20 protein-coding genes are annotated in these 23747 nt (G+C 47.8%); 10 read left to right on the top strand and 10 right to left on the bottom strand.

What is annotated here, in order from left to right; all coding sequences use genetic code 11:
- Positions 1 to 71 precede the first annotated feature (71 nt).
- Entirely contained in the window at positions 72 to 620 is a 549-nt protein-coding gene (locus tag ACO08K_RS22765; protein WP_421798777.1) for an ExbD/TolR family protein, read from the top strand.
- A gap of 89 nt (positions 621 to 709) precedes the next feature.
- Here ACO08K_RS22765 and ACO08K_RS22760 read toward each other — a convergent pair whose 3' ends face one another.
- Together ACO08K_RS22760 and ACO08K_RS22755 are read right to left on the bottom strand one after the other, a co-directional pair.
- Positions 710 to 1585, bottom strand: coding sequence for a carbon-nitrogen hydrolase (locus tag ACO08K_RS22760; RefSeq protein WP_421798776.1), 876 nt, complete (start codon positions 1583 to 1585; stop codon positions 710 to 712).
- A gap of 169 nt (positions 1586 to 1754) precedes the next feature.
- The gene (locus ACO08K_RS22755; RefSeq protein ID WP_421798775.1) at positions 1755 to 2768 is read right to left on the bottom strand and encodes an acyl transferase; all 1014 of its coding nucleotides are present in this window, start codon (positions 2766 to 2768) and stop codon (positions 1755 to 1757) included.
- Positions 2769 to 2869: 101 nt separating this feature from the next.
- Here ACO08K_RS22755 and ACO08K_RS22750 point away from each other — a divergent pair, with 101 nt between their 5' ends.
- Together ACO08K_RS22750 and ACO08K_RS22745 are read left to right on the top strand one after the other, a co-directional pair.
- Positions 2870 to 3382, top strand: coding sequence for a hypothetical protein (locus ACO08K_RS22750; RefSeq protein WP_421798774.1), 513 nt, complete (start codon positions 2870 to 2872; stop codon positions 3380 to 3382).
- 40 nt (positions 3383 to 3422) lie between these two features.
- Entirely contained in the window at positions 3423 to 3596 is a 174-nt protein-coding gene (locus tag ACO08K_RS22745; RefSeq protein WP_421798773.1) for a hypothetical protein, read from the top strand.
- 83 nt (positions 3597 to 3679) lie between these two features.
- Here ACO08K_RS22745 and ACO08K_RS22740 read toward each other — a convergent pair whose 3' ends face one another.
- The 6 genes from ACO08K_RS22740 to ACO08K_RS22715 form a co-directional block, all read right to left on the bottom strand.
- Positions 3680 to 7327, bottom strand: coding sequence for an SbcC/MukB-like Walker B domain-containing protein (locus tag ACO08K_RS22740; RefSeq protein WP_421798772.1), 3648 nt, complete (start codon positions 7325 to 7327; stop codon positions 3680 to 3682).
- An 84-nt stretch (positions 7328 to 7411) separates the two neighbouring features.
- Positions 7412 to 8626: an exonuclease SbcCD subunit D C-terminal domain-containing protein gene (locus tag ACO08K_RS22735; protein WP_421798771.1), complete on the bottom strand. Its 1215-nt coding sequence runs from the start codon at positions 8624 to 8626 to the stop codon at positions 7412 to 7414.
- A 40-nt stretch (positions 8627 to 8666) separates the two neighbouring features.
- Entirely contained in the window at positions 8667 to 9524 is an 858-nt protein-coding gene (prmC, locus tag ACO08K_RS22730; RefSeq protein ID WP_421798770.1) for a peptide chain release factor N(5)-glutamine methyltransferase, read from the bottom strand.
- 194 nt (positions 9525 to 9718) lie between these two features.
- Positions 9719 to 10858: a carboxynorspermidine decarboxylase gene (gene nspC, locus ACO08K_RS22725; RefSeq protein WP_421798769.1), complete on the bottom strand. Its 1140-nt coding sequence runs from the start codon at positions 10856 to 10858 to the stop codon at positions 9719 to 9721.
- A 277-nt stretch (positions 10859 to 11135) separates the two neighbouring features.
- Positions 11136 to 12347, bottom strand: a complete 1212-nt coding sequence (locus tag ACO08K_RS22720; protein ID WP_421798768.1) for a saccharopine dehydrogenase family protein — start codon at positions 12345 to 12347, stop codon at positions 11136 to 11138.
- Between the two features lie 93 nt (positions 12348 to 12440).
- On the bottom strand, positions 12441 to 13682 hold the full coding sequence (locus ACO08K_RS22715; RefSeq protein WP_421798767.1) for a lipopolysaccharide biosynthesis protein: 1242 nt from the start codon (positions 13680 to 13682) through the stop codon (positions 12441 to 12443).
- 190 nt (positions 13683 to 13872) lie between these two features.
- Here ACO08K_RS22715 and ACO08K_RS22710 point away from each other — a divergent pair, with 190 nt between their 5' ends.
- The 3 genes from ACO08K_RS22710 (at position 13873) to ACO08K_RS22700 (ending at position 16264) form a co-directional block, all read left to right on the top strand.
- On the top strand, positions 13873 to 14307 hold the full coding sequence (locus ACO08K_RS22710) for a nuclear transport factor 2 family protein (RefSeq protein WP_421798766.1): 435 nt from the start codon (positions 13873 to 13875) through the stop codon (positions 14305 to 14307).
- Positions 14308 to 14379: 72 nt separating this feature from the next.
- Positions 14380 to 15255, top strand: a complete 876-nt coding sequence (locus ACO08K_RS22705; protein WP_421798765.1) for an alpha/beta hydrolase family esterase — start codon at positions 14380 to 14382, stop codon at positions 15253 to 15255.
- Between the two features lie 106 nt (positions 15256 to 15361).
- Entirely contained in the window at positions 15362 to 16264 is a 903-nt protein-coding gene (locus tag ACO08K_RS22700; RefSeq protein WP_421798764.1) for an alpha/beta hydrolase, read from the top strand.
- A gap of 157 nt (positions 16265 to 16421) precedes the next feature.
- On the opposite strand, the gene ACO08K_RS22695 is transcribed toward ACO08K_RS22700, so the two are convergent.
- The gene (locus tag ACO08K_RS22695) at positions 16422 to 17756 is read right to left on the bottom strand and encodes a saccharopine dehydrogenase C-terminal domain-containing protein (protein ID WP_421798763.1); all 1335 of its coding nucleotides are present in this window, start codon (positions 17754 to 17756) and stop codon (positions 16422 to 16424) included.
- A gap of 66 nt (positions 17757 to 17822) precedes the next feature.
- Here ACO08K_RS22695 and cdd point away from each other — a divergent pair, with 66 nt between their 5' ends.
- The 4 genes from cdd (at position 17823) to arsB (ending at position 20674) form a co-directional block, all read left to right on the top strand.
- The gene (cdd, locus tag ACO08K_RS22690) at positions 17823 to 18296 is read left to right on the top strand and encodes a cytidine deaminase (RefSeq protein ID WP_421798762.1); all 474 of its coding nucleotides are present in this window, start codon (positions 17823 to 17825) and stop codon (positions 18294 to 18296) included.
- Positions 18297 to 18551: 255 nt separating this feature from the next.
- Entirely contained in the window at positions 18552 to 18881 is a 330-nt protein-coding gene (locus ACO08K_RS22685; RefSeq protein WP_421798761.1) for an ArsR/SmtB family transcription factor, read from the top strand.
- 19 nt (positions 18882 to 18900) lie between these two features.
- Complete coding sequence (locus tag ACO08K_RS22680; RefSeq protein WP_421798760.1) at positions 18901 to 19326, top strand: arsenate reductase ArsC; 426 nt, start codon at positions 18901 to 18903, stop codon at positions 19324 to 19326.
- 280 nt (positions 19327 to 19606) lie between these two features.
- Positions 19607 to 20674 (top strand): ACR3 family arsenite efflux transporter, encoded by a 1068-nt coding sequence (gene arsB, locus ACO08K_RS22675; RefSeq protein WP_421798759.1) that lies wholly within the window; start codon positions 19607 to 19609, stop codon positions 20672 to 20674.
- A gap of 192 nt (positions 20675 to 20866) precedes the next feature.
- On the opposite strand, the gene ACO08K_RS22670 is transcribed toward arsB, so the two are convergent.
- A complete protein-coding gene (locus tag ACO08K_RS22670) occupies positions 20867 to 23722 on the bottom strand; it encodes a triple tyrosine motif-containing protein (RefSeq protein ID WP_421798758.1) in 2856 nt (951 codons plus the stop codon).
- Positions 23723 to 23747 lie beyond the last annotated feature (25 nt).

The following is a 23747-nucleotide window of genomic DNA, read 5'->3' as shown; positions in this document are numbered from 1 at the left end:
ACTCTCAATCGTCGGTCATGGGGCAGTTGCGCCCTGACCTTTTTTAATCAACAGCAAATAAATTAAAAAAGATGGCAGAAATGAACACTCCGGAGCGTAGCTCCAAAGGGCCGCGCCGTGCCCCTAAATCATCTACTCGGGTAGATCTGACCGCAATGGTTGACCTGGGCTTTTTGTTGATCACCTTTTTTATGCTGGCTTCCGCTTTTCAAAAGCCGAAGGCGATGGAGGTGAATAAGCCGGTGCCTCCGGATGACCCTGAGCAGCTCATATGTTCTTTTTTGTCCAAGAGTAAAACATTCACCCTAGTGGCTGGAAAAGATGACAAAATATATTGCTACACTGGTGCAGATGATGAAACAGGCCTAAAATTTGATTCCCTCTCCTTTTCAAGGCACGAATTGCGCGAACGGATCATTCGGCGCCAACAAGAGGTAAAAGATCAGTGGGGATCTCAGGATGAATTGTTTGTGTCCCTAAAGTTTTTCCCCAAATCCAAATACCGCAACATGGTGGATTTATTGGATGAAATGAAAATTTGCGGGGTAAAACGCTACGCGATTGTGGATGAATGGAATGAAATGGATGGGGTGATTGGGGCGCGTTCGGGTAATTTGTAGGGGTGACCCTGTGTGGTCGCCTGACCCTGTGTGGTCGCCCGTATGTGGTCGCCCGCACGTATGGGCGGCCCTGGGTGGCCACCCATACGTCAATCCAAATACCGTTTGTTCAATCCATCATACGCATCAATGCGCCGATCCCTGAAAAACGGCCACATCCGGCGTACCGCTTCGGTGCGTTGTTTGTCAATCTCGACCACCTGAGTTACCTCTTGATCGATGGGGGCACTGTAAAGGATTTCTCCCTGCGCCCCTGCGATGAAGCTTTGACCCCAAAAACGAATGCCTCCAGTTACCCCCGAAAAATCTTCTTCCCAGCCCGTCCGGTTGACGGAAATGACCGGAAGCCCATTGGCAACGGCATGCCCCCTTTGAATGGTTTGCCAGGCACCAAATTGGCGGTCTTGTTCCTCCTGCGGGTCGGTATCGGCCCAACCAATCGCGGTGGGATAAATCAGCACCTCGGCACCACGCATAGCCATCAAACGAGCGCCTTCAGGGTACCATTGATCCCAACAGACCAGAACGCCTAGTTTGCCTACCGAAGTGGAAATGGGGTTGAAGCCCAGGTCTCCAGGGGTGAAGTAGAATTTTTCATAGTAGGCAGGATCATCAGGGATGTGCATTTTGCGGTAACGCCCGGCTTCGGTGCCGTCTTTTTCAAATACCACTGCCGTGTTGTGGTAGATGCCGGGTGCCCGCTTTTCGAAAAGGGAGGTGACCAACACGACATTGTTTTCCTTGGCTGCCTGGGCAAAGGTATGATAAGCTGGGCCAGGAATGGGTTCAGCCAGATCAAACATGTCGGCGGATTCTGCCTGGCAAAAGTAAATGCCGCAGTGGAGTTCCTGGAGTACGACCAGTTCTGCGCCTTGCTCGGCGCAGGCTTTGATGGCGGCGAGGCTTTTGGCGATGTTTTCGCTTTGGTTGGGGGAGCAGGTTTGTTGAATGATGCCTGTTTTCATGTGTTTGGTTCTTTTCCCGTAGCTATTCGGGTCCCACGGCTAAAGCCATGTGTGATATCCCACGGATAAATCCATGGGGTGATGCTGTTTTGTGGCCTCCCACGGATAAATCCATGGGTTGGCTATGCACTTAAAAAAGGGGCAATACCCCTTTATTTTATACACTATTTTACATTTCGACTAGCAGGTTGCAGCCACGGATGTCTCCGGCGTCGAGGCGGCCCAGGACTTCAAAGGAGCCGTCGGCGTGCACTTTACCCAAGTCTTCAGTGGCGATGAAGGAAATGGTGTCCAGGTTTGCCAGGTCGATTACATTGATGACTCCGGTACGAGCTGGGGGTGTTGCAGCCAAAGGGTCGTTGGGCTCACGGGTCCAGACGCGGAGGGTCGGACTGGGTTGGAACAAACCTTGCCCTTTTGAATAGGCCTGGGACAACAATTCAGTCATCCCGTATTCAGAATGGATCTCTGGAACGCCCAGACCCTGCGTCAAAATTTCGTGCAGTTCTACCCGGGTCAATTCCCGACGCCGACCTTTCATACCGCCCGTTTCCATCACAATCAGCTCGGGAAAATTCAAATCTCCCTCCTCAGCCAAGTCCCAGAGCGCAAAACTAACTCCAATCAATACCGTTGGGATTTTTTTTGCAGCGCATTCCGCCAGGGTCTTGCGCAGGGCGGCATGATCGTACAAGTAAAAACCACTTTGTCGGTATTTGGACCATTGTACAAATTGTTCTGCCATATAAACCAGGGAAGAACCTTCCCGTTCCAGGTAAGCTGGCAATAGTGCAACGAAGCAATAATCGGACAAAGGCCCATAAAATGCCTCGAAACCGCGCAGGGTATTGTGGGTATAATCCTGTAAACTGCGAACAGGATGGCGACTGGTTTGTGCGCCGGTGGTACCACTGCTGGAAAAAATCGCCTCGTTTGGCCATTCTCCGGTTTTTATCTCGTATTGCTTAAACAATTGAATCGGTAAACAAGGAATGGCTTCCAAACGTTGAATGCGAGAGGGGTTGATGTGCAACAAATCCAAAAATTGTGCGTACAATGGATTGTACTTTGCCTGGAAGCGAAACACTTGAAGGGCAAGCGCTTCGAATTCATCAGGCTGCACATTTTGGACGAGATCGTACAGATGACTCCTGGCCGACTGAAATATCATTTCTTGTTTCAATAAAAAGTCTTATTTTTTGATCAAATTGAGTCGGAATTTGAAATTGCCCCGTTTTAAATACACTGCTGGGGCCAGTTCGAATCCGGTCAAAATTAGTAATTATGATGAAAAAGTCTGGATATTTCCTCTATTGCCTTTTGATTTTGCTGCTGGCCAGTACTTGCTCCAACCCGCCAGAATTTCCGGCCGAACCCGTGATCAAGTACCTGGGGTTGAGTCATACTTCTATCGCCCAAAGCCGTGGCGGAGGTATTCCGCTGGATACCATCGAAATCCGTTTTGCATTTACCGATGGAGATGGCGATCTGGGCAGCAAAGACAGCACGAACATCTCCCTGACCGATAGCCGGGATAATTTCGAACATTTTTTCAAGGTGAGCCCCATTCCCCAGCTGGGCTCCGGGGATGGCATTCAAGGCGAAATTTCGATTAAACTAACGAATAGCCCGGATACCAAATATTTTTGTTGTACCTTTCCCAATACCCGTCTGACCTGTATCCCCAGCACCACTTACCCCACAGATTCTCTCTCTTATTTCATCCGAATTCGGGATCGTTCCGGCAAATGGAGCAATACCATCAAAACCGAGAGAATAACCATTTTTTGTAAATAAACCTGTCATGAACAGCTTTGGCAGTTAAAACATCGGACGTATGAAACCACATAAATCTCCGCGCAAAGCGGGTATGCACAGTGTACACGATTCCAAAGGATCAGGGGCACGCACGATGCATGCCCAACAGGGAATCTCTACTAAAACAATAGTCATCATCGCGGCGTGTGTAGTCGCTTTTTTGGTGTTGATGTATTTCATGATGGCGGGGTAAACCCTATCAACCACGAAAAAAGCCCAGGGAAGCAACTGCTACTCTGGGCTTTTTTATAGCTGCTAGAGTACGTTTTTTTCAAATCAAGCATGTAAAACCTTGATTTGACTAAACCCGTCACTCTGCTTCTTCACCTGAATTTGTACGCCGATCCGCTCTTTCAATTCCTTGACGTGAGAGATGATCCCAATGGTTTTGCCACTCGATTGCAGGTTTTCCAAGGTTGAAATGGCAAGATCCAGACTGCTGTCGTCTAGGGTACCAAAACCTTCATCGATAAATAGGGATTGAATGGAAGTATTGCGGCCAGCCAGTTCGGAGAGCGCCAGGGCCAGGGCTAGGCTCACCAAAAAGCTCTCACCTCCCGACAAAGTCCGCATGCTGCGGCGGTTGTTGGCCTGGAAGGTATCCATGATTTCCAGCGCCAAATCTTCGTTGGGCTTTTTCAAAATCACATAACGGCCATTGAGTTGTTGCAAGTGGCGGTTGGCCAATTGAATGAGTTTGGCCAGGGTCAAACCTTGTGCAAAGCTGCGGAACTTTTTGCCATCCGCTGAGCCGATCAAGTCATTGAGTTTGGCCCAACGTTGGTACTCCTTTTGTTGGGCTTGTATGGATTTGAGCAAGGTTTTGGCCTTGGCTTGTTGCTGCTCGTGGCGCTGGAGTTTTTCCAACAATTGCCCTAGGTTTTGCTCCAACATTTGCCAGGCTTTCTCCTGTTCTTCCAGTAAGGTGTTAAGCATTTCTGCCTCAGGCACCTCGCTGGTTTCCTGGATCAGATCGGCCAATTGAAGGGCATTTTCTTGTAGTAGTCGTTGTAACTCTGCTTCCTGCCGTGCCAATTGTTCCTGCAGTTTGCGAATTTCCTGCTCTTCCTCAGCGCTGAGCATACAGGCGCGCAGTGCGCTTAAATCGGGCAATTGTTGGTTTTGGAGTACCAACTTCAAATCAGTCTCCAGTTTTTGGATTTCCTGAACGCTGCGTTGGAGCTCTACCTGCACATTTTCCAGGCGCGCCTGGGCAACAATGTTCGTTTCTCGCAATGCTTTCAGGCGAGCATTTTCTGCTTGCACCTGTTCATCGGCTTGAACAATGGCCAATTGCAATGTTTCTTTAAATTCTTCGATGTCCTGATCTCCAATTAAGGCAGTTCTTTTTTGTTGCAAAAGGGACAAAGCTTCTGTTTCCTTTTGAATCAACTGCAGTTGCTGCTCTGCTTGCAAATTCAACTTGTGCAGGTTATCGGATTGTTGTTGAATTTCAAAGCGGTTTTTCTCCAAATCACGTTCCAGGGTCACTTGCAGTTCCTGGGCTTTTTGAAAATGCTCCCGGGTATTGTTCAGGGCTTGGAGCAAGATGTTGCTGTTCTCCTGGTACTCAAAATCGAGTGAGCCTAATTTTTCCAAAACGATGGCCTGCTTCTGGGCCATTCGGGCATTGATCTCGTTTTGTTTTTGCTCCAATTGAGTCTGTCGTTCGGCTAGAATGGCGCTGCGCGACAGCAGTTGTTGCTCGGCCTGCTGGGACTCCAACAGTGCTTCCTGTAAGGTTTGTAATTCCTTGGTCAGGTTGGTCAAAATGGCAATGGCTTGTCGGCGGGCTTGTAACAATTGGGCTGTATCGGCAAGGTATTCACCCAATGTCCCAGCTTCCTGATCCACATCGATACCCACCAAGCTACCCATGATCCGCCCCCTTTTACCTTCCAATTCGTTGATCCGCAACAGGCCCTGGCTCAGTTTACCGTGGAGGGGTTGTTCCAATTGTTCCACCTGGGTGCTGGTTTCCCGCAATTGCAGGGCCAGTTCCTGGCGGTGCAGACGCAAGGTTTCGGCGCTGGCCTGGGCTTTTTCGTATTCCTGCAAAGCCAAATCGACGAAGGGCTTGAACTCGTGGTAGCGAAAGGGATGTTCGGTGGAAAAACACAGTGGGCAGGCCTCCCCTTCTTTCAGGCGGTTGCGGTCTTGTTCGTAATTGGCAATCAGGCGTTGTTGTTCGTATACTTGCTGCTTGTACAAGAGGATTTCATCACTCAGTTCCTGTTCATCAAAAACATTCAGGAGTTGTTTTTGCAAATCCATCTCGCGGTGGCGCAGCGTTTCCAGCTGTTGCTCCAAATGGCTGATTTCGGCCAACACTTGCCGATAAGTGCCATTCAATTCCTGCAATTGCTCCAACTGACTTTGGCGTTGACTAAGGCGGATCAAGTCCTGAGACAACCAGTTGAGCAAAGCCTGATCCGAATGGGGCACATCAGGGGGCAAAGCGGCTTCGTAAGCAGCTTTCAGCTCAGTTTGGCGGCTCAACAATTTGGATTTTTGGGCCTGAACTTCCTGAATTTGTGCTTGCAGTTCACTTACCTGTTGGGTAGCCTGGCTTTGGTCCTGAATCAACAAGGTGCTTTGTTGCCGGGCCTCTTCCAAGGCTCCAATTTCACTTTGCAAAAGGGGCAATAGTCCCGCCAATTGGTGCCAATTGGGATGTTCTTGCAACCAGGTCTGCACTTTTTGCAGGCGTTCCGCTGCGGCCTGTTGTTCGGCTTCCAGTTCTTTACCTTTTGCCTGGCTTTGTTCCTTTTCTGCTTGCAAACGCAATAGGTTTTCCTGTTGCGTTTTTAAGGGTTGGGCACGGGTATTGATCTCTACATCCAGGCGCAGGGCTTCGGCTAGAATAGGCTCTTGTTGTTTCTGCTGTTGTTGGGCTTGTTCCAGGCGTTTTTGGGCCACTTGGGTTTGAGCTTCCTGCTCCAACAATGCCACTTGCTGGGCTTCCTCCTGTGTTTTCAACTCGATAACTTGAGCCTCGATTTGGATTTTCCCAAGGAGTAAATCGTCCATTTTTTGCAGCTGGGGCTGGTAAACGCGGAGTGATTGGTAGCGCTGCAAGCGAAAAAAGGAGGTTTCTGCTGCGGCCCGGGCTACTTCCCATTGGCTGTATTCCAGATTGAGGTTTTGGGCGGTGTTTTCCAGTTCGGTTTTCCGCTGGAGTTGTTGCTGGAAATGGCGGAGTTTTTTGAGGTTTTGTTGGGTGCTGGCGCTTTCCTGTTCCAGTTGTTTGGCTTGTTGGGACAGGGCTTCAGCTTCTTCGGCAGGCAGGATTTCCAGGCGGCTTTTTTCAGCCTGGAGTTCCTTTAGCAAAAGGTCTTCCTGTTTGTGCCGGGCATAAGCGGCCTTTGACAACTCGCTGTAAATCTCAGAACCGGTGATTTTTTCCAACAATTCGCTGCGCTCTCTTTCGTCGGCGTGCAAAAAAGCGGCAAAATCGCCTTGGGCCAATAGAACTGAACGCCGAAAGCGATCGTAATCAAGCCCCGTCAGTTCTTCAATGAGTTGATCAACTTCTTTGCCCTTTTGGCCAATGGTGAGGAATTCCTCTTTTTCGGCGTCCCAACGCTCCAGGCGGCGGACGGGCTCCTGGATTTTTCCTTCCAGTTTTCCCCCTGAGCGGTGCATGCCCCATTTGGCGCGTAGCAGGATGTTGTTGTTTTCAAATTCTACTTCCGCCAAACATTGGGTCGCACCAAAAGACAAGACCTCACCCCGCTCGCTGCCCCGGGGCAACTTCCCAAACATCGCCAGGGTTATCGCATCCAGGATGGTGCTTTTACCCGCTCCGGTATCTCCAGTGATGGCGAACAGACCAGTGGTGCCCAGTGGTGCCGAGAGGAAATCAATCTCGGCATCGAGGCGGAGGGAATGGAGGTTTTTTATGGTGAGTTTGCGGATCTTCATGTTGAGTGAAAAGTGAAAAGTGAAAAGTGAATAGCAGCGCGGCTTACTTCGACTTCGCTCAGTAAGCGACGCTCAACGACCAGGTTATGGGCTATTCAAACCTTCCACTAACTCCCGAAAAGTGGCTTCCAATTCGGTCCATTCTTCTTCGCTGCGCTGGTCTTTTTCGGCTCGTTTGCGAAACACTTCGAGCACATCTAGGGATTCTAGGGATTCTACCACGGCGTCCAATTGTTCATCGAGGGCCTGGTACTGGCGTTCGAGGCGGATTTTGAGGATTTCGAGGGGCCAATCCTTGACCAAGGTGCGCAAATGGCTATCGAGCTGAGGAATAAAAGTAGGTGATTGCACAATGACCTCCACCCAGGCGGGCAATGCTTCGCGCTCTTTGTTGGCAAAAACTTGCAGTTTTTCTTCCACTTCGGCCAAAGTGCCTTGAATGGTTTTGAGGCGGCGAAAAGTAGGCGCGGCTAAAAAGCGGATTTCGCTCAGGGTGTGGCCATCAAACTCCAGGCAATACACGCCTTTTTCATCTTTGGTTTCACTAAAACTGAGCGGAATCAGGGAGCCGGAATAGCGCACCCGTTGGTTTCCGGCAATGGCTTGCGGACGGTGAATGTGCCCGAGGGCTACGTAGGAAAACAATTTAGGCAGGGTATCGACATCCAGGTTTTCGGTATTGCCAATGTAGATGTTGTCTTGTTTGTCGGAGGCTTGAGCACCTTGGGCATAAAGGTGTCCTGTTGCCAGGATGGGTACATTTTGAGCGCGGTAAGGCTCCAGCAAGGCCCCCATGTCCTGGTAGCGTTGGCGGATTCCGGCCTGGATGCGTTGAATGCGGTCGAGGGTGCTTTCGCCGCCCACACTTGGTGAAAGGTCGCGGTCGCGCAAAAAAGGAATCGCAGCAACTACCGCTTCTAATTCCCCCTCGGCATTGTGAAGCAGCAAACAATCTTGTTCCAGGTTTTCGGAAGCGGCACCCACCACCCGGATGTTGAGGTATTCCAATAAGTCGCGCGGCGCATCCAGCATACCCGGCGAATCGTGATTGCCACCAATAATGACGATGTGGCGGCAAGTGGTATTCAATAAACTGGTCAAAAAATTATAGTACAACTTCCGCGCCGGATGGGGCGGATTGCCATTGTCGAATACATCCCCCGCCAGGATTAAGGCATCGGCTTGCTCCTGCAAAATGGTCTCGTGGAGCCATTGCAGGGCCAGTTGTTGCTCATCGCCTCGCTCGTTGAAAAGGAGGCGTTGACCGAGGTGCCAATCGGAAGTGTGGATGATTTTCATGTACAAAGCTGTTCAGGCAGCCAATATAACAAAAGTAGGATTAATATAGTAATGCCCGTATCATCCGCTCTTTTCCACTCAAATCTTTTTGCAACACGATTTCTTTCCAAGCCATCTCGCTGAGCATAGTCGCTACTTCACTGGCATTGTATTCATTGCATTCAAAAAACAGGTAGCCATTTCTACGCAAGTATTGCTTGGCAAAACGGGCAATCTGGCGGTAAAAAATCAATGGGTCATCGTCGGAGACAAATAGTGCCAGGTGTGGTTCAAATTGGGTGACTTGAACGGGCATCAAGACCTCTTCCCGTTCAGGAATATAGGGCGGATTGCTGATGATCACGTCAAAAGTGGGGTTGTTTGAAAAACGCTGGCCCCAAAGGGTTTCCTGCAAAATATCCACTTCGAGCCAATGGACTTGCACCTGGTTGAGTTGAGCATTTTCCTGGGCGAGTGTCAGCGCAGCGGGGCTTACATCTAGGCCCCAAACTTCGGCCTGGGGTAGTTTTTTGGCCAGGGTAATGGGGATGCAACCAGAACCTGTGCCGATATCGAGGATGCGGGCTGAGGTGCTAAAGGACGGGGGCTTTATCGTGTCCAGCACCCATTCGACCAGTTCTTCGGTTTCGGGGCGGGGAATCAATACGCGGGAGTCGACCTTGAATTTGAGACCATAAAAATCGGCCTGGCCGAGGATGTATTGGAGGGGTTCCTGGCGTTGCAGGGCGGAGAAAATGGATTGTAAGCGGCTTGATTGGGTATCATTCAGGATAGTCTGGGGGAATTGGCTGCGCTGAAGCTGGAAACAGTCTTCAAAGACGATTCGGGCGATGCTTTGGGCTTCGCGAGGGTCGAAGAGGGATTGAAGGGCTATGACAAATTCATCGTAGGTTTTCATAGTTGGTAGCGCTATGAAGGAACCCAAGCGACATATTTTCACAAAGAACACAAAGAAGGGCACAAAGGACACAAAGACCGTCAACGTCTAACTTTGTGTCCTTTGTGCTGCCTTCGTGTCCTTTGTGAAAATATGTCGCTTGGGGAATCTTCATTTTTATCTATTGGTCCTTAGTGGTACGGAGATCAAAACGCTCAAGACAACCTCCCCCGAAAATCCTCATACCCAAAATGCTTCACCACTTCCAACTGATCATCCTCATGCCAGATACAAATATCCGGATGTTTGACCCCATTAAAAGTAGTGGTTTTGACCATGGTGTAGTGGATCATGTCCCAGAGAATCAGGCGGTCGCCCACTTGTAGTTCCTGCTCAAAAGAGTATTCCGTCATAAAATCCCCGGCCAAACAACTCACCCCGCCTAAGCGATAAGTGGGTTTGCCTGGCACCGGATCAGTAGCGCCCAAAACTTTTGGTCGGTAAGGCATTTCCAGGGTATCCGGCATGTGGGCCGTAAAAGAGACGTCCAGAATAGCCGTTTTAACTCCATGGCTATCCACGATGTCGAGCACAGTCGAAACCAACTCCCCGGTTTCCCAGGCAATGGCGCTGCCCGGCTCCAGGATCACTTCCAGGTGCGGGTTACGCGCACGGAAAGCCTGCAGGGCCTTGATCAAATGCTCAATATCGTAGCCTTTGCGGGTCATCAAATGGCCGCCGCCAAAGTTGATCCACTTCAATTGGGGGAAAAAGACGCCAAAACGAGCTTCTACCGCTTCCAACAGATTAGCAGTATCTTCCGCACTGGACTCGCACAAGGTATGGATGTGTAAACCTTCAATACCAGCGGGCAATTGACCACCCAGGTTTTCCAACATCGTACCCAATCGTGAGCCCGCTGCCGAGGGATTGTACAAATCTGTCTCCACCACGGAAAACTCAGGATTCACCCGCAAACCCGGCGAAATGGGTCGCTCAGCCTGGCTCAGTGGCCCCCAAAAGCGCTCGTATTGCGCCACTGAGTTGAAAGTAATGTGGCTGCTGTAGCGCATGATTTCCACAAACTCATCGGGCATGTATGCAGGAGAGTAGGTATGCGCCTGCACCCCCATTTCTTCAAAAATGAGCCGTGCCTCGTGCAGCGAACTGGCTGTAGCTCCCGCCAAATATTGCTTGACCAGTGGAAAAACCTTCCACATGGAAAAACCTTTCAACGCCAGAATTACGGAAACTCCGGACTCCTGCTGCACCCGCTGGATGAGCTCCAGGTTGCGGCGTAGCCGGGATTCGTCGAGTACGTAAGCGGGAGAAGGGATTGCTGAATAGTTGATCATTTAGTTCCAAGGTTTGTCAACCGACGTTAGGCTTTAACTCACATGAAGTAGTCTAAATATCAAATGCTTTATTTTCAAAAAAGCAATGATTTTTTGATTTGGCTGCGCCAAATGTTTTGTAACCGCGACGACACGACGGCGCGACGTTATGTGTGCTTCGCACACTTTGCGTCGTATTTCGCCGCACATTTGGCGCAGCCAAATGAGTCGTCGCACCGTCGCGCCGTCGCGGTTACAAAAACAAGCAGCGAAGCTGCTTACTGCGTAATGTGAGATTTTAGTATTCAAATTCCAAATCCCCGTCTACCTCCTCATGCCAAGGCAAACCAACTTTACCCAATTCAGCGAGGAAAGGATCTGGATTAAATTCTTCTACGTTGAACACACCTGCGCCACCCCAGTGGCCTTCCAGGAACATTTTGGCACCTAGCATGGCAGGAACGCCAGTGGTATAAGAAACCCCTTGGGTACCCGTTTCTTTGTAGGCATCCTGGTGCTGGCAGTTGTTCCAGATGTAGTAGTTGCGCAACTTGCCATCCTTGATGCCTCGAATGCGGCAACCAATGGAGGTTTGGCCCGTGTAGTTTTCACCCAAATCGCCGGGATCGGGCAGTACGGCTTTCAGGAATTCCAACGGAATCACGTCAATGCCCTTGTACTTCACCGGTTCAATGCCCGCCATACCGATGTTTTGGATGACGCGCAGGTGGGTGAGGTATTCATCGCCAAAGGTCATCCAGAAACGGGCTCTTTTGAGCGATGGATAGTTTTTCACCAATGATTCCAGTTCCTCGTGGTAAATCACGTAAGAACGTTTAGGGCCGACGTTGGGATAGTTGATGTCTTTCCAGATTTCGTGCGGCTCAGTGTACACCCACTGGCCATTTTCCCAGTAGCGCCCTTTTTGAGTGACCTCACGGATGTTGATTTCCGGGTTGAAATTGGTTGCGAAGGCTTTGCCGTGGCTACCTGCATTGGCATCGATGATGTCGAGGTAGTGCATTTCATCGAAGTAGTGTTTGGCGGCGTAAGCGGTAAACACACCCGTTACTCCGGGGTCAAAACCACAACCCAAAATGGCAGTCAAACCCGCTTGTTTGAATCGGTCTTGCAGGGCCCATTGCCAGGAGTATTCGAATTTGGCTTCGTCCTTAGGCTCGTAGTTGGCGGTATCCAGGTAATTGACTCCCGCTTGCAGGCAGGCCTCCATGATGGTTAAATCCTGGTAAGGTAAGGCCACGTGGATCACCAATTTTGGTTGAAAACTGCGCAGCAGTTCCACCAATGCAGGCACATCTTCAGCGTCAATTGCTGCAGTGCTGATGTGTTGATGCCCAGTGTCGCGTTTTACATCGTTGACAATCACGTCACACTTGGATTGGGTGCGGCTGGCGACCAGGATTTCGGAGAATACTTCAGGATGTTGAGCGCATTTGTAGACCACAACCCGGCCTACCCCACCCGCGCCAATGATGAGTACTTTGGACATTTTTCAATGGATTTTAACGATGAAAGCTAGTTTGTCAGTTGACAAGCCAAGTTAAGACGCAAAACTAGCGCAAAGGTTTCAGTGAAGAAGAATTTATCCAAACTTAATTTGAAAAAGCCAGGCAAGAATCAATAAAAGGCTGTATAGCCCCCAAACTGGCAGGTTCAAATAGGCATTTACAGCAATGCCATAACGACGGGATAAGTGAATGCCGTAAATTAGTTTTTCCAGGCCATAAGCCAGAAAATTGGCCAAGGCAATGCCCAACAAGCCCCAGATGGGCACCAAAATAAAGCAAGCAATCACATTAAACGCAGCTTCACTACAGGCTCCAATCAAAGTGATGCGTTTGTCTTGCAATGCGTTGAGGATCGGGAAAGAAAAAACCACCCGGGAAATCACCAGCAACAAAAAGGTGTTGAACACAGGTAAACTTGCCAAAAAATCAGCATTAAACAAGGCCGGAAACCACCAGCGGGAGCTCAGCATCAATAGAATCGTAAAAGGCATCAAAAAATGCATCAAACGCGTGGAACGTAGCCGAATTTCTGGCATGGTGCCCTGCAAATCAGTGGCTGCTCTTTGCAAAATCAAGGCATTCAGCCCGCCCACCAGAGCCAGGGACACTGGCAATTCCCGCGCACCGTAGCGAAACAGGGCAAATTGAAGTTCGTCGCCTGTATAATACCAATTCACAATCCAGGCATTGAACACGGTGATGTAACCGCCGATGGCAGAATAAATCATCAGGTAAAAGGAGGCATTCCACCAACTTTTCACCTGTAGCCATTCCCAGTTCCATTGGCCGAATCTAAATGCTAAAGCAATCAACCACAGTGCTTTGAAAAAAGTAAGCCAGAGCAAACCCAACACAATCGCACCCGCGCTCCAACCCCAAAATGCAGGCAACAAAACGACCAACAATTGGCCCCCAAAGCTCAGGATTCCATACCCCAAAAGCTCAACTGGCTTTTTTAACAACACATACAAAGTATCTGTCAAAAGGGTTGGCAGGTAAAAAAACAAAAACAGAAGGGCGATGCTGGCAAAGGGTAAGCTGCTTTGGCCGCTAAAGATGGGCAAAAGCACGGTGGGAAATAAGCTCAAGCCTCCCAATAAAACTCCACTGATCAAAAAATAGGCGGTCACCGCTAAAGCCAAAAGTTGTGGTTGAGCCTTGGCATCGAGACGGGGATAATAATTCAATAAGCCTTGTTGCAAACCAATCATCCAGAAAAAACTCAGCGCGCCACCCATGAACCAAACTTGTTCGTATTGGCCGATGGCGGCGGTGCCCAGGCCGCTTTTGGTAAGGAGGATAGCGATGAGAAGCATCGTTCCTTGGCGGAGAAGCTGATAGAAAAGGTAAACTCGAGGGAGGGTGAGGTAGTGGCTTAAGTTGAGTCTTTGGTACATAAAAAATAAAAGTTAAGAAAAGCCTGAGCGATACATTTCGACCCGCAGCAAATTTGTAATTTACGCTTTAGTATAAAGCAGAAAATTACTTAGATTTCAATCATTCGCAATGAAACCATTATTAATCGGAATTTTCTCAACAATTTCAATTTTGACCATGGCTCAATCATCGGTTGTCAATGAAGCATTTTTGCAATCTTTTGCGGATGCATTCAATGCACATGACATTAACGCAATCATGAACGCCATGACCGATGATTGTGTTTTCCAAGCTTCCGCGGGTCCCAACGTTGAAGGTGAGACATTTCAAGGTCAAGCTGAAGTTCGGAAAGCATTTGAGAACGTATTTAAAACTTTCCCAGACGCCCGCTGGTCCAATCCTAGGCACCTGATCGTTGGAGACCGAGGGGTTTCCGAATGGACATTTTCAGGGACAAAATCAGATGGAACAAGGGTTGAAGTAACGGGGTGTGATCTCTTTACGTTCAAAAATGGGAAAATCGCGGTGAAGAATTCTTATCGAAAAAACCGCATTCCCAAATAGTCCTAGTTGGCTAAAGTATATTTGCCCCAGCTAAAATCATACTTATACCAAGCACAGAAACCTTCTCTACGGATGAAATTCCTTATGCCTTCAATTTTACTACTGTGTTGCTGTTTGTTTTCCTTGACAGCATCCGCTCAAGTGATCAGTGATTCGATTGAGATTGAAAAAAACTTCCGCCGTTTTCATTTCAACCGACCCGAAAACAACAAAAAGAACAAGAGTCTCATTTTTGTGCTCCATGGCTCCGGCGGGAATGGCAAACAAATGATGGCAGGCGCAAGCAAATTGGATAAATTGTCCAGCAGTGAAAATTTTATTGTAGTCTATCCCGATGGCTACAAACGCTACTGGAACGAGTGTCGTAAAGCCGCTACTAGCCCCCCAAATCTTGAAAACATCAATGAAGAGGCCTTTTTTGAAGCCATGATCCACTACTTCAAAAAACATTATCGGATCAATGCAAAAAATGTATTTGTAGTGGGTACCAGTGGCGGTGGCCATATGGCTTACAAATTGGCTATGACCATGCCGGAAAAAATAAAGGCCATTACCGCCATCGTAGCCAGTTTGCCCGACCCGAGTAATTTTGACTGTATCGATAAAAAAGTGGCCAAACCAGTAATGATTGTCAATGGGACAGCAGACCCTTTAAATCGTTGGGAAGGTGGCGAAATCAAACTGGGAGGTGGCGTCAATATGGGATTGATGCGCTCAACGGAAAGTAGCTTTCAGTATTGGTCTGCTTTGGCTGGATACACTGGCGAGCCCGTAAAAACAACCTTACCCGATACCGATCCCAAGGATGGGAAGACGATTGAGCGGTATCAGTTCCAGGCAAAAGGAAAACCAGAAGTGACACTGCTGAAAGTAATTGGGGGGAAACATGATTACCCGGGTGATATTGATGTGCATGTGGAAGCTTGGGCGTTTTTTAAGCGGCAGTAAGGATTTTCAATTCAGGTAAAAGGCGCCCAAAGGGTCATCGTGCTAAATCTGATGATTAAACCTTGGCCCTGTAAGGCTGTCTATGGGTAAAATGAAAGCCCGTAGCATGAAAAAAATCTTCTATTCCATTTCCTGCCTACTTTTTGCTATCGGTTTGGCCAGTTGCCAAAAAAGTGACAACATGGTTGACCCTGGCCTCCAAACCTACCTCAAAACCACCCTTCAGTACAAAGTATTGAATGGTGTAGATGCCAATTTATTAAGCCTTGATGTGTACCATTACAGAGAAGGCAAGGCATCAAAACCCGTAGTTATTTACGTTCATGGCGGCGGTTTTGCCACTGGCGACAAGGGCAATAAAATGACCAATAAACAAAATTTGTTTTTGGCCTTGGGTTACATCCTGGTCAGTGTAAATTATCGGTTAAGCCCGGAAACCTATAGCACCGATCCGAATAGGGTGATGTACCCTACCCATAACAACGACGTTGCCGATGCCATCAAATGGATTTACGACAACATCAGCCGTTATGGCGGAAATCCTCAAAAAATGGCTCTTTTAGGACATAGTGCAGGGGCCCACCTGGTGGCTTTGACCGGAACAAGCAAACAGTTTCTGCCTACCCGTGGCCTAAACCTGAACGCACTGAAAGGAGTAGCTTGCATCGATACGGAAGGATATGATGTAGTTGCGCGTTGCAAGGAAAACAATCAGGTTTATCTCAATGCGTTTGGGCAAAACAACACTTTTTGGATGGAAGCCTCTCCGATCAATAACCTGTTTAATGGCACTACCTATCCCAATTTTTTCATCGCCAAACGGGGTACCAATACCCGTATCACTTACGCGAATGATTTTATCAGTAAATTAAAAAGTGTTGGTATTTCGGTAAGTGAAGTTACCGCCAATCAATACGACCATGAAGGCATCAACGATGCGATTGGGGCAGCGGGTGAAACGATTGTTACCGAGCCCTTGAAAAATTTCTTCGTGCAATGTTTTCGGTAAATGGTATTCGATAAACTGTCCTGGCGACAAAAATCATAGCCAAAGCCTACTATTTCACCAAAACAATAAGGGCTCCAACCTCGAAGCTTCGACACTTCGGGATTGGAGCCCTCATTAATCAATTGTATTCAAGAAGTCATAACAAAGGAATAGCCCCCTACAACTTCCGATCAATCTCCTTAAACACAATCCCGTACTGTTCCAACTCACTCAACACGGGCTCGTATACCTCCTTCATCACCGGAATTTGCACCCCGCGTGACTTGATTTTGCCTTCTACCACCAGTTTGACAAAGATGGCCATCGGTAAACCTACGGTTTGCGCCATAGCTGTTTCATCGGCATTTACCCCTTTTTGGGACATGGTGGAGGTACGGATGCGTTTTTCACCTTTTTTCTCGTATTCGAATTCATGGTGCATCACCACCATGTCTTTGTCGGTCGGCTTGAGTTTCCACTTGTCCCGCAGCAGGTGCTCCAGGATCAAGGCAGGAGTGGCATTGGGCAGTTTGATTTTTTTCTTGCTGAAGACGCCCAACCATTCCAGTTTTTTCATGATGGGGGAATTGATGTCTTCGTTCAACATCTGGGCAATCCGCTCTTTGACCGAACCACCAATGTGTTGATCCACGTAGGCATCCATCAACTCGTGGTAGGAGATTTCGCCAGAGTGCAAAATTGGGAAGTCGGCATCCGTCAGACCGATCTGGATCAAAGCATCCCAAGCTTCACAAAAGCCGGGGTAGCGCAAAGTCCCCCTCAAAATATTGGGAATATCCCCCAATCCGTAAGCCTCGCGGTACAAGAGGGAATCGCGGTTGGCGTAAGCCTCCATTTTGCCCACTTCAGGAATATCAATGGTGCGGCATTCTTTATACAATCGGTGGTAAGGTTGGTAGCGCAAACGGCCATTTTCCAGGTACTGGGCAGTCCCTTGACCTGCTAACACCACATTCCGAGGGTTCCAGGTAATTTTATAGTGCCAGGGATTGTCGTCACTTTCGGGCGCAATCAGGCCACCCGTATAGGAGCGAAAAGCGGTGACTTTGCCCCCACTTTCTTTGATCTCATCGATTACTTTCATCGCCGACATGTGGTCGATGCCGGGGTCCAAGCCCATTTCACCCATAAAGATCAGTTCCCGATCGCGGGCTTCGTCGCCCAGGCGGTACATTTCCTGGGAAACATACGATGCAGTGATCAGGTGCTTTTTGAGCTTTACACAATCGTGTGCAACTTCGAGGTGCAAGTGTGCGGGCAGAATGGACACGACCACATCGGCTCGGCCAATTAGTTCACGGCGGTCATTGACCTTCATCACGTCCAACCATACTGCACGACCATTGGGGTGGTTTCCTACTTTTTTTTCGGCGTTTTCCAGTTGGGCATCTGCAACCGTAACGAACCAAGACCGCACTGCGGCTTGTTCTAATACATATTTGATCAGTGAACTGGAAGAAAGTCCGGCTCCGATGATCAGAATGTTGTTCATATGGTATATTTTTGAACTAAAGGCATGTTTGTTTTGGGCATGCCCTGATGTAAACCAATTGCGCTGATGGTAGAGTTGAAATTGGAAGTAGACTATCGTTGTTATGCATCAACGACAGAACTTCCGCCAGAGTATCAAGAGTTGTTGGACTGCGCAAAAAAAGCGTTAGACCTATCGTATTCGCCGTATTCTTCATTCAAAGTGGGTGCTGCCATTTTGCTGGAAGATGGTACCCAAATACCGGGTGCCAACCAGGAAAATGCGTCCTACCCGCTTTGTTTGTGCGCCGAACGAAATGCCTTAGCGGTGGCAAATATACAGTATCCTTCCCAAAAAATGGTAGCGATGGCCGTTGTTGCTGCAAAAGAAGACATTTTTGTTTCACCTTGTGGGGCTTGCCGGCAGGTGATTTGGGAAAATGAGCAACGGAATGGGGCACCGATCACTATGTTGATTCAAGGGCCAGAAGGAAAAGTGTATAGTTTTAAGTCGATTGGGGATTTGTTGCCTTTTGGGTTTAGTGGGACGGATTTGGGTTGAGAACATTTAGAGAAGGAGTTTTTGTAGGAGCCTTGCTTCGCAGGGATTTTTTTCTTTTTCACCACCTGAGGCACCTCAGTTCACCTTAGGGGCACCTTAGAAAGTTATGCACTACGTTAGGTGTTAGACGAAGTCAATCAAAATTTGATCTAAAAAGGCTCATGGTACATTAAGTCTAGGTTAAATTTTTAGTAAAAGTATAAAAGTAGGCGCATTAATTCGTATGTTTACGACATACAAACTAAAATTGACTGCATGCACGCCAAAACTGCCGAATTTGATCCTGAATTACAAGAGTTAGCGCTGTTTGCCAAGCTCCTCTCCCACCCTGCGCGGATTGCGATCATCAAGCTCTTGGCTGCGCAAAAAACTTGCATTTCCGGGGATATTGCCAATGAGCTGCCGCTGAGCCGGGCTACGGTATGCCAGCATTTGCAGGAGTTAAAAAATGCGGGACTGATCAAGGGGGAGATCAGTGGTTTGAATGTGAATTACTGTTTAAATACGGAGAAGTGGCGAGCCATCAAAGGGCAATTTGAAGCTTTGTTTGCCTTGACCATTCATGATTTTCCCTGTAATTGTTAATCTTTTTATACCCACCAAAATGAGTCACAAAAACGTCCTTGTCCTTTGCACCGGCAATTCCTGCCGTAGCCAGATTGCCCACGGGTATTTGGAGCATTTAACCGATGGTCGCAAAGTAAAAGTGTACAGCGCCGGGGTGGAAACCCACGGCGTAAATCCCCGCGCCATAGCAACTATGTTAGAAGATGGTATCGACATCAGTCAGCATACCTCTAACAACGTCAATGAATACCTGGATGTAGATTTCGACTACGTGATCACGGTATGCGATAACGCCAACGAGCGTTGCCCCATTTTCCCCGGCAAAGCACAAAAGTTTCACCACAATTTTCCCGATCCGGCTAAGGCAGTGGGGAGCGAGGAGGAAATCATGCAGCAATTTCGGGAAGTGCGCGAAGTGATTAAGGTGTATTTCGGGGATTTTGCTAAGCAGTACCTTCAATAAACTTGAGGCGAATTGATCATCAAGAAACTAAGCATTCTTAGGCTCAACGACCAGCGGCAGAGCCGCTAAACGTCTGTAGTCTAAATTGCCGAATTCTGGGATAAAGGTGCAGAGCACCGCAACAAAGAAGCAGGAGTTACGGTGCTCTGCACCTTTAATCAGGTACCATGCATTAAAGCTACAGACGTTTTGGCGGCGCTGCCGCTAGTCGTTGCCTAATAATTCCCTGATAATCAATTCGCCCGAAATCTAATTTTTCAATACCATTTAACCTAAAAACATGTCTGCCAACGACTGTGCGCCCGCGCACGAACGCAAAAAACTGAGCTTCCTCGACCAATACCTAACTCTTTGGATTTTTCTGGCGATGGGTATTGGCGTAGGCATCGGTTATTTTTTTCCCTCCTCCGCCAATTTCATCAATTCCTTTTCCTCAGGGACTACCAATATCCCATTGGCCATTGGGCTGATCCTGATGATGTATCCACCCTTGGCCAAAGTGCGCTACGAAAAAATGGGGGAAGTATTCCGCAACACCAAGATTTTGACCGCCTCCCTGCTCCTGAACTGGGTGATTGGCCCCATCCTGATGTTCCTGTTAGCGATTACCTTCTTGCGCAACCAACCTGAATACATGATTGGTTTGATCCTGATCGGACTGGCGCGTTGCATTGCCATGGTGATTGTGTGGAACGAGCTGGCGGAAGGCAACCGCGAGTACGCGGCGGGTTTAGTGGCATTGAACAGCGTTTTTCAAGTGTTGTTGTACAGTGTATATGCCTATTTCTTCATCACCATTTTGCCGCCGATTTTTGGCATGAAAGGTTTGGATGTCAACATCACCATCGCCCAAATCGCCGAAAGTGTGGCCATTTACCTGGGTATTCCTTTCCTCGCTGGGATAATCAGTCGGTATACCTTGATTAAAGTCAAAGGGGAAGAATGGTTTCAAAACAAGTTTATCCCTTTCATTTCGCCCATTACCCTGGTCGCCCTGCTTTTCACCATCGTGGTGATGTTCAGTCTCAAGGGGGAACTGATTGTACAAATTCCACTGGATGTATTGCGCATTGCGGTGCCATTGGTGATTTACTTCGCCATCATGTTCTTACTGAGCTTTTTCATCGGGAAAGCCTTCGGTGCGGATTACGCTAAAAACGCCTCGATAGCATTCACAGCGGCGGGCAACAACTTTGAGTTGGCCATCGCGGTAGCCATTGGCGTTTTTGGCATCAATAGTGGACAAGCTTTTGTTGGGGTGATTGGCCCATTGGTGGAAGTGCCAGCCCTGATTGCGTTGGTGAATGTGGCGTTTTGGTTGAGAAAAAGATATTACCTTCCAACATAAGGGCTGAGTTCGTCATCCCAAATTTCTTAAAGCATTACAAATGCGACATTTTTTTATCACAAAGGAAAAAAAGAGGGCACAAAGAACACAAAGTTAGAGGTAGACAACGCTTCGCTTTGTGTTTCTTTGTGCTTTCTTTGTGAAAATTATGTGGCTTGGGAATTATTTTGAAAATTCGAGATGATTCGTGTTTCAATACTCCAAAATAAATTTCGACAAATTTTGCCCCAAGTCCAGTCCCAATTTTTTGCGGAGGCGGTAACGGGCAATTTCCACCCCCCGGAGAGAGATACTCATGAGGTTGGAGATTTCCTTGGTACTCAGGTTTAGCCGCAACAGGACGCAAAGCCTTTGCTCATTGGGGGTGAGATCGGAGAAGTGCTCCCTGAGGCGGTTCAGAAAGTCTCCGTGAACCTGGTCAAAATGATATTCAAACTGATTCCAGTCCTCCTGAAGCCTTAACGAAGTATCAATTTCCCTCACGATTTTCTCCAATGCCTGCTTTGTTTCCACACTTTTCCCTTTTTGCTTCACTTCTTCCAATTCTTCTTTGATGGTTTCCATGAAGGTGTTTTTCACCACCAAATTCATGGTCGAAGCAGCCAGCAAACTATTGAGGTGCTGCAGTTCACTTTTCATCTTATCCTCTTCTATTTGTCGTACTGCCTGCTCCTTTTGATGTTCTATGTCGATCAATTCCTGTTGTTTTTTCATCAATTCTTGTTGTTTCGCCTCTTCTGCTTTTTGTGCCCTCAACTTGTAACGGCGCTTTTGTAGCTTTGACACCATCAGCAGGCACAAAACACCCAATGCCACATATAAAATCCGGGCCAGCAGGCTCCGGTGAAACGGCGGTTTTACTTTTAAAAAGATAGGCTGACTCGTGATGATCTGTCCCAGAAAGTTTTTGGTTTGTACCCTAAACTCGTATGTACCTTCCTTAAGATTGGTGTATTCCTTGACCGTAGCGTAAGTCCATTCGCCGTAACCCTCATCAAAACCTTTCAGGAAATAACGAAACTGCTGGTTGTTCACTTCATTGAACTGAAAGGCCTCCACTTCGAATTGCAATACTTTGGCCCGATACGAAACCGTCAAATGCACCGGGTTTTCCAACTTTGTTCCAAAGGGTTTTCGCTCATACAAAATGCTGTCTTCAGCCACATTGATTACTTTGCTTACTATCAAGGGTTTTTCAGCAGCCAAAAGGTTTTCTAACTCGGCGCGGTACTGGATAAAGCCTTCGTTGGCATTGAACAACACGCCATTGTCGGTATGCGTCGAAACATTCAGCAAATCGTTGTTGAAAGAGTAACGCAAGCGAAACAAAGAGGACGGCACAAATGTATAGTTGTCGACACTGATTTGTTTAAAAAAACCAGCGATGTCATCTGTATAAACATGGACATTCTTTTGGTTGTCCTGTACCATCAAATAGACCTGGTGTTCCCCGATAACGGTAGAAAAAGTTTCCGACTTTACGATGCGATTCTTTGACTGATCTATTTTGTACACTCCTTTGGGGGTGCCCAGATACAGCTCGTTGTCAATTCGGCTCAAAATAATCTGCTCATCCATTGGGAGTCCCTGACTGGCAGAAATTTTGTGCACAGCTGCTGCCATTAAATCAGCTGACAATGACAGTTGATACAAGCCTTTGTAGAACTGCCCTACCCAGATTTTTCCTTGTCGGTCTTCTTCAAAAAAACGGCTCGACTCATTAAAACCGGAGATTTTTCCGACCACCTCAAGCTCCATTTTTGCATTCATCCTGAAAAGATACAAGCCTGAGTAGGTGCCACCGATGGCAAAACCCGGGTTAGATTGCAACTGTTTTACTACCCACAATCCATGTGTATTGGCAATCCGCTTAGCGGTCCCATTTGCCAGTAGGAAAAGTCCGGTGTGATGCCCGGCATACAATTTTCCGGAGATGTTTTGCATCCCATATGCAGGGCCTTCCGTTCCTTTAAGAAATACGCTTTGGCCAGCATTCTTAGCCAAGAAGTAGATGCCGCCCGATGTAGTGTAATAGGTGCCCTCATCCCTTTGGTATGCTTCATACCCGCTGCCCTGAATGTTGATTTCCTGGTTAACAAAGCGCATCGGGGAATTAATGTCGATGAGCGCAATCCCGTTTTGCATGCCCACCCACAGGTTTCCGGAATAGTCTTGAAAGGCGCGCAAACAGGCGTTGGACAATAAGCCATCCTGGGTTGTGATGTTTTCGATGGATTGTTTTTGTAAATCGAAAAGAAACATGCCAGCCGTCTGGGTAGAAATGGCCAGACGGTTATCAGATAGTTGAAGAACATGGTTGACGTACTTGCCCTGCAATGCATTGCTCAAAGCGGTGTATTTGCTCTCAACCCCGAATGAAGTGGCAAAATCGATTTTCCCCGAATTGTAAATCAAAAGGTATCCACCGTCCTGTGAGATGACTCCAGCAATGGTTTCATTACTCAAACTGGGTAAGTAAGCAGGAGTGAGGAGTTGCTTGTCCTTTATCTCAAAAAGTTGCCCCTGCTTGCTTTGGGCAAATAATTTTCCATTGGTCTGAAAGCTTCGGTTGAACCCATCTTTATGGGAAAGTACCGAAATGGTCCGGCCATCATAGATGTAAATGCCTTGGAAGGTACAAAAATAGGCTTTTGAGTTGAGCAGGAAAACGTCCCATACTTCATCGAAATCGGGAGAAGACTGTGGTATTTTGTCCTTAAGCGAAACCATGTTCCAGTCGCCATCAAAGTAGCCGAATACCCCCTGGGAACCAAAATACAAACGGTTTGCTTGTTTGTCGAATGCCAGGGAGCGCTGTTTTTTACCCGTTTGAAAGGCATGCTTCTCCCAAGATTTACCATTGTAGGAAAGGATACCGAGGTTGTTTGCGACGAACAAAGTCATATCCCTGTTTTGTGCAAAATCAATATTCTGTATTCCGGCTTTGTAGTCGGAAGGCATAAAATTTTGAATGGGATATTTTCCTACAACAGCATAGCTGATGCCGATTTGCAAAAAGACAAAAACCAGACAAAAAATGTACTTCATGTAGTGTAAGTTACTAGTGTTGTGA

The sequence above is a fragment of the Haliscomenobacter sp. genome, from assembly GCF_965225875.1.
In the GTDB taxonomy this organism is placed as follows: Bacteria; Bacteroidota; Bacteroidia; order Chitinophagales; family Saprospiraceae; genus Haliscomenobacter.
This window is presented reverse-complemented; position numbering and strand designations above follow the sequence as displayed.

Excerpts from the sequence above, each read along its gene's own strand:
- ACO08K_RS22700 (WP_421798764.1), top strand. The coding sequence starts at position 15,362 with ATGAAAAAAATCTTCTATTCCATTTCCTGCCTACTTTTTGCTATCGGT.
- ACO08K_RS22695 (WP_421798763.1), bottom strand. The coding sequence starts at position 17,756 with ATGAACAACATTCTGATCATCGGAGCCGGACTTTCTTCCAGTTCACTG.
- ACO08K_RS22720 (WP_421798768.1), bottom strand. The coding sequence starts at position 12,347 with ATGTCCAAAGTACTCATCATTGGCGCGGGTGGGGTAGGCCGGGTTGTG.
- arsB (WP_421798759.1), top strand. The coding sequence starts at position 19,607 with ATGTCTGCCAACGACTGTGCGCCCGCGCACGAACGCAAAAAACTGAGC.
- ACO08K_RS22765 (WP_421798777.1), top strand. The coding sequence starts at position 72 with ATGGCAGAAATGAACACTCCGGAGCGTAGCTCCAAAGGGCCGCGCCGT.
- ACO08K_RS22760 (WP_421798776.1), bottom strand. The coding sequence starts at position 1,585 with ATGAAAACAGGCATCATTCAACAAACCTGCTCCCCCAACCAAAGCGAA.
- ACO08K_RS22735 (WP_421798771.1), bottom strand. The coding sequence starts at position 8,626 with ATGAAAATCATCCACACTTCCGATTGGCACCTCGGTCAACGCCTCCTT.
- ACO08K_RS22680 (WP_421798760.1), top strand. The coding sequence starts at position 18,901 with ATGAGTCACAAAAACGTCCTTGTCCTTTGCACCGGCAATTCCTGCCGT.
- ACO08K_RS22710 (WP_421798766.1), top strand. The coding sequence starts at position 13,873 with ATGAAACCATTATTAATCGGAATTTTCTCAACAATTTCAATTTTGACC.
- nspC (WP_421798769.1), bottom strand. The coding sequence starts at position 10,858 with ATGATCAACTATTCAGCAATCCCTTCTCCCGCTTACGTACTCGACGAA.
- ACO08K_RS22740 (WP_421798772.1), bottom strand. The coding sequence starts at position 7,327 with ATGAAGATCCGCAAACTCACCATAAAAAACCTCCATTCCCTCCGCCTC.
- ACO08K_RS22715 (WP_421798767.1), bottom strand. The coding sequence starts at position 13,682 with ATGCTTCTCATCGCTATCCTCCTTACCAAAAGCGGCCTGGGCACCGCC.
- ACO08K_RS22670 (WP_421798758.1), bottom strand. The coding sequence starts at position 23,722 with ATGAAGTACATTTTTTGTCTGGTTTTTGTCTTTTTGCAAATCGGCATC.
- ACO08K_RS22745 (WP_421798773.1), top strand. The coding sequence starts at position 3,423 with ATGAAACCACATAAATCTCCGCGCAAAGCGGGTATGCACAGTGTACAC.
- ACO08K_RS22685 (WP_421798761.1), top strand. The coding sequence starts at position 18,552 with ATGCACGCCAAAACTGCCGAATTTGATCCTGAATTACAAGAGTTAGCG.
- prmC (WP_421798770.1), bottom strand. The coding sequence starts at position 9,524 with ATGAAAACCTACGATGAATTTGTCATAGCCCTTCAATCCCTCTTCGAC.
- cdd (WP_421798762.1), top strand. The coding sequence starts at position 17,823 with ATGGTAGAGTTGAAATTGGAAGTAGACTATCGTTGTTATGCATCAACG.
- ACO08K_RS22750 (WP_421798774.1), top strand. The coding sequence starts at position 2,870 with ATGATGAAAAAGTCTGGATATTTCCTCTATTGCCTTTTGATTTTGCTG.
- ACO08K_RS22705 (WP_421798765.1), top strand. The coding sequence starts at position 14,380 with ATGAAATTCCTTATGCCTTCAATTTTACTACTGTGTTGCTGTTTGTTT.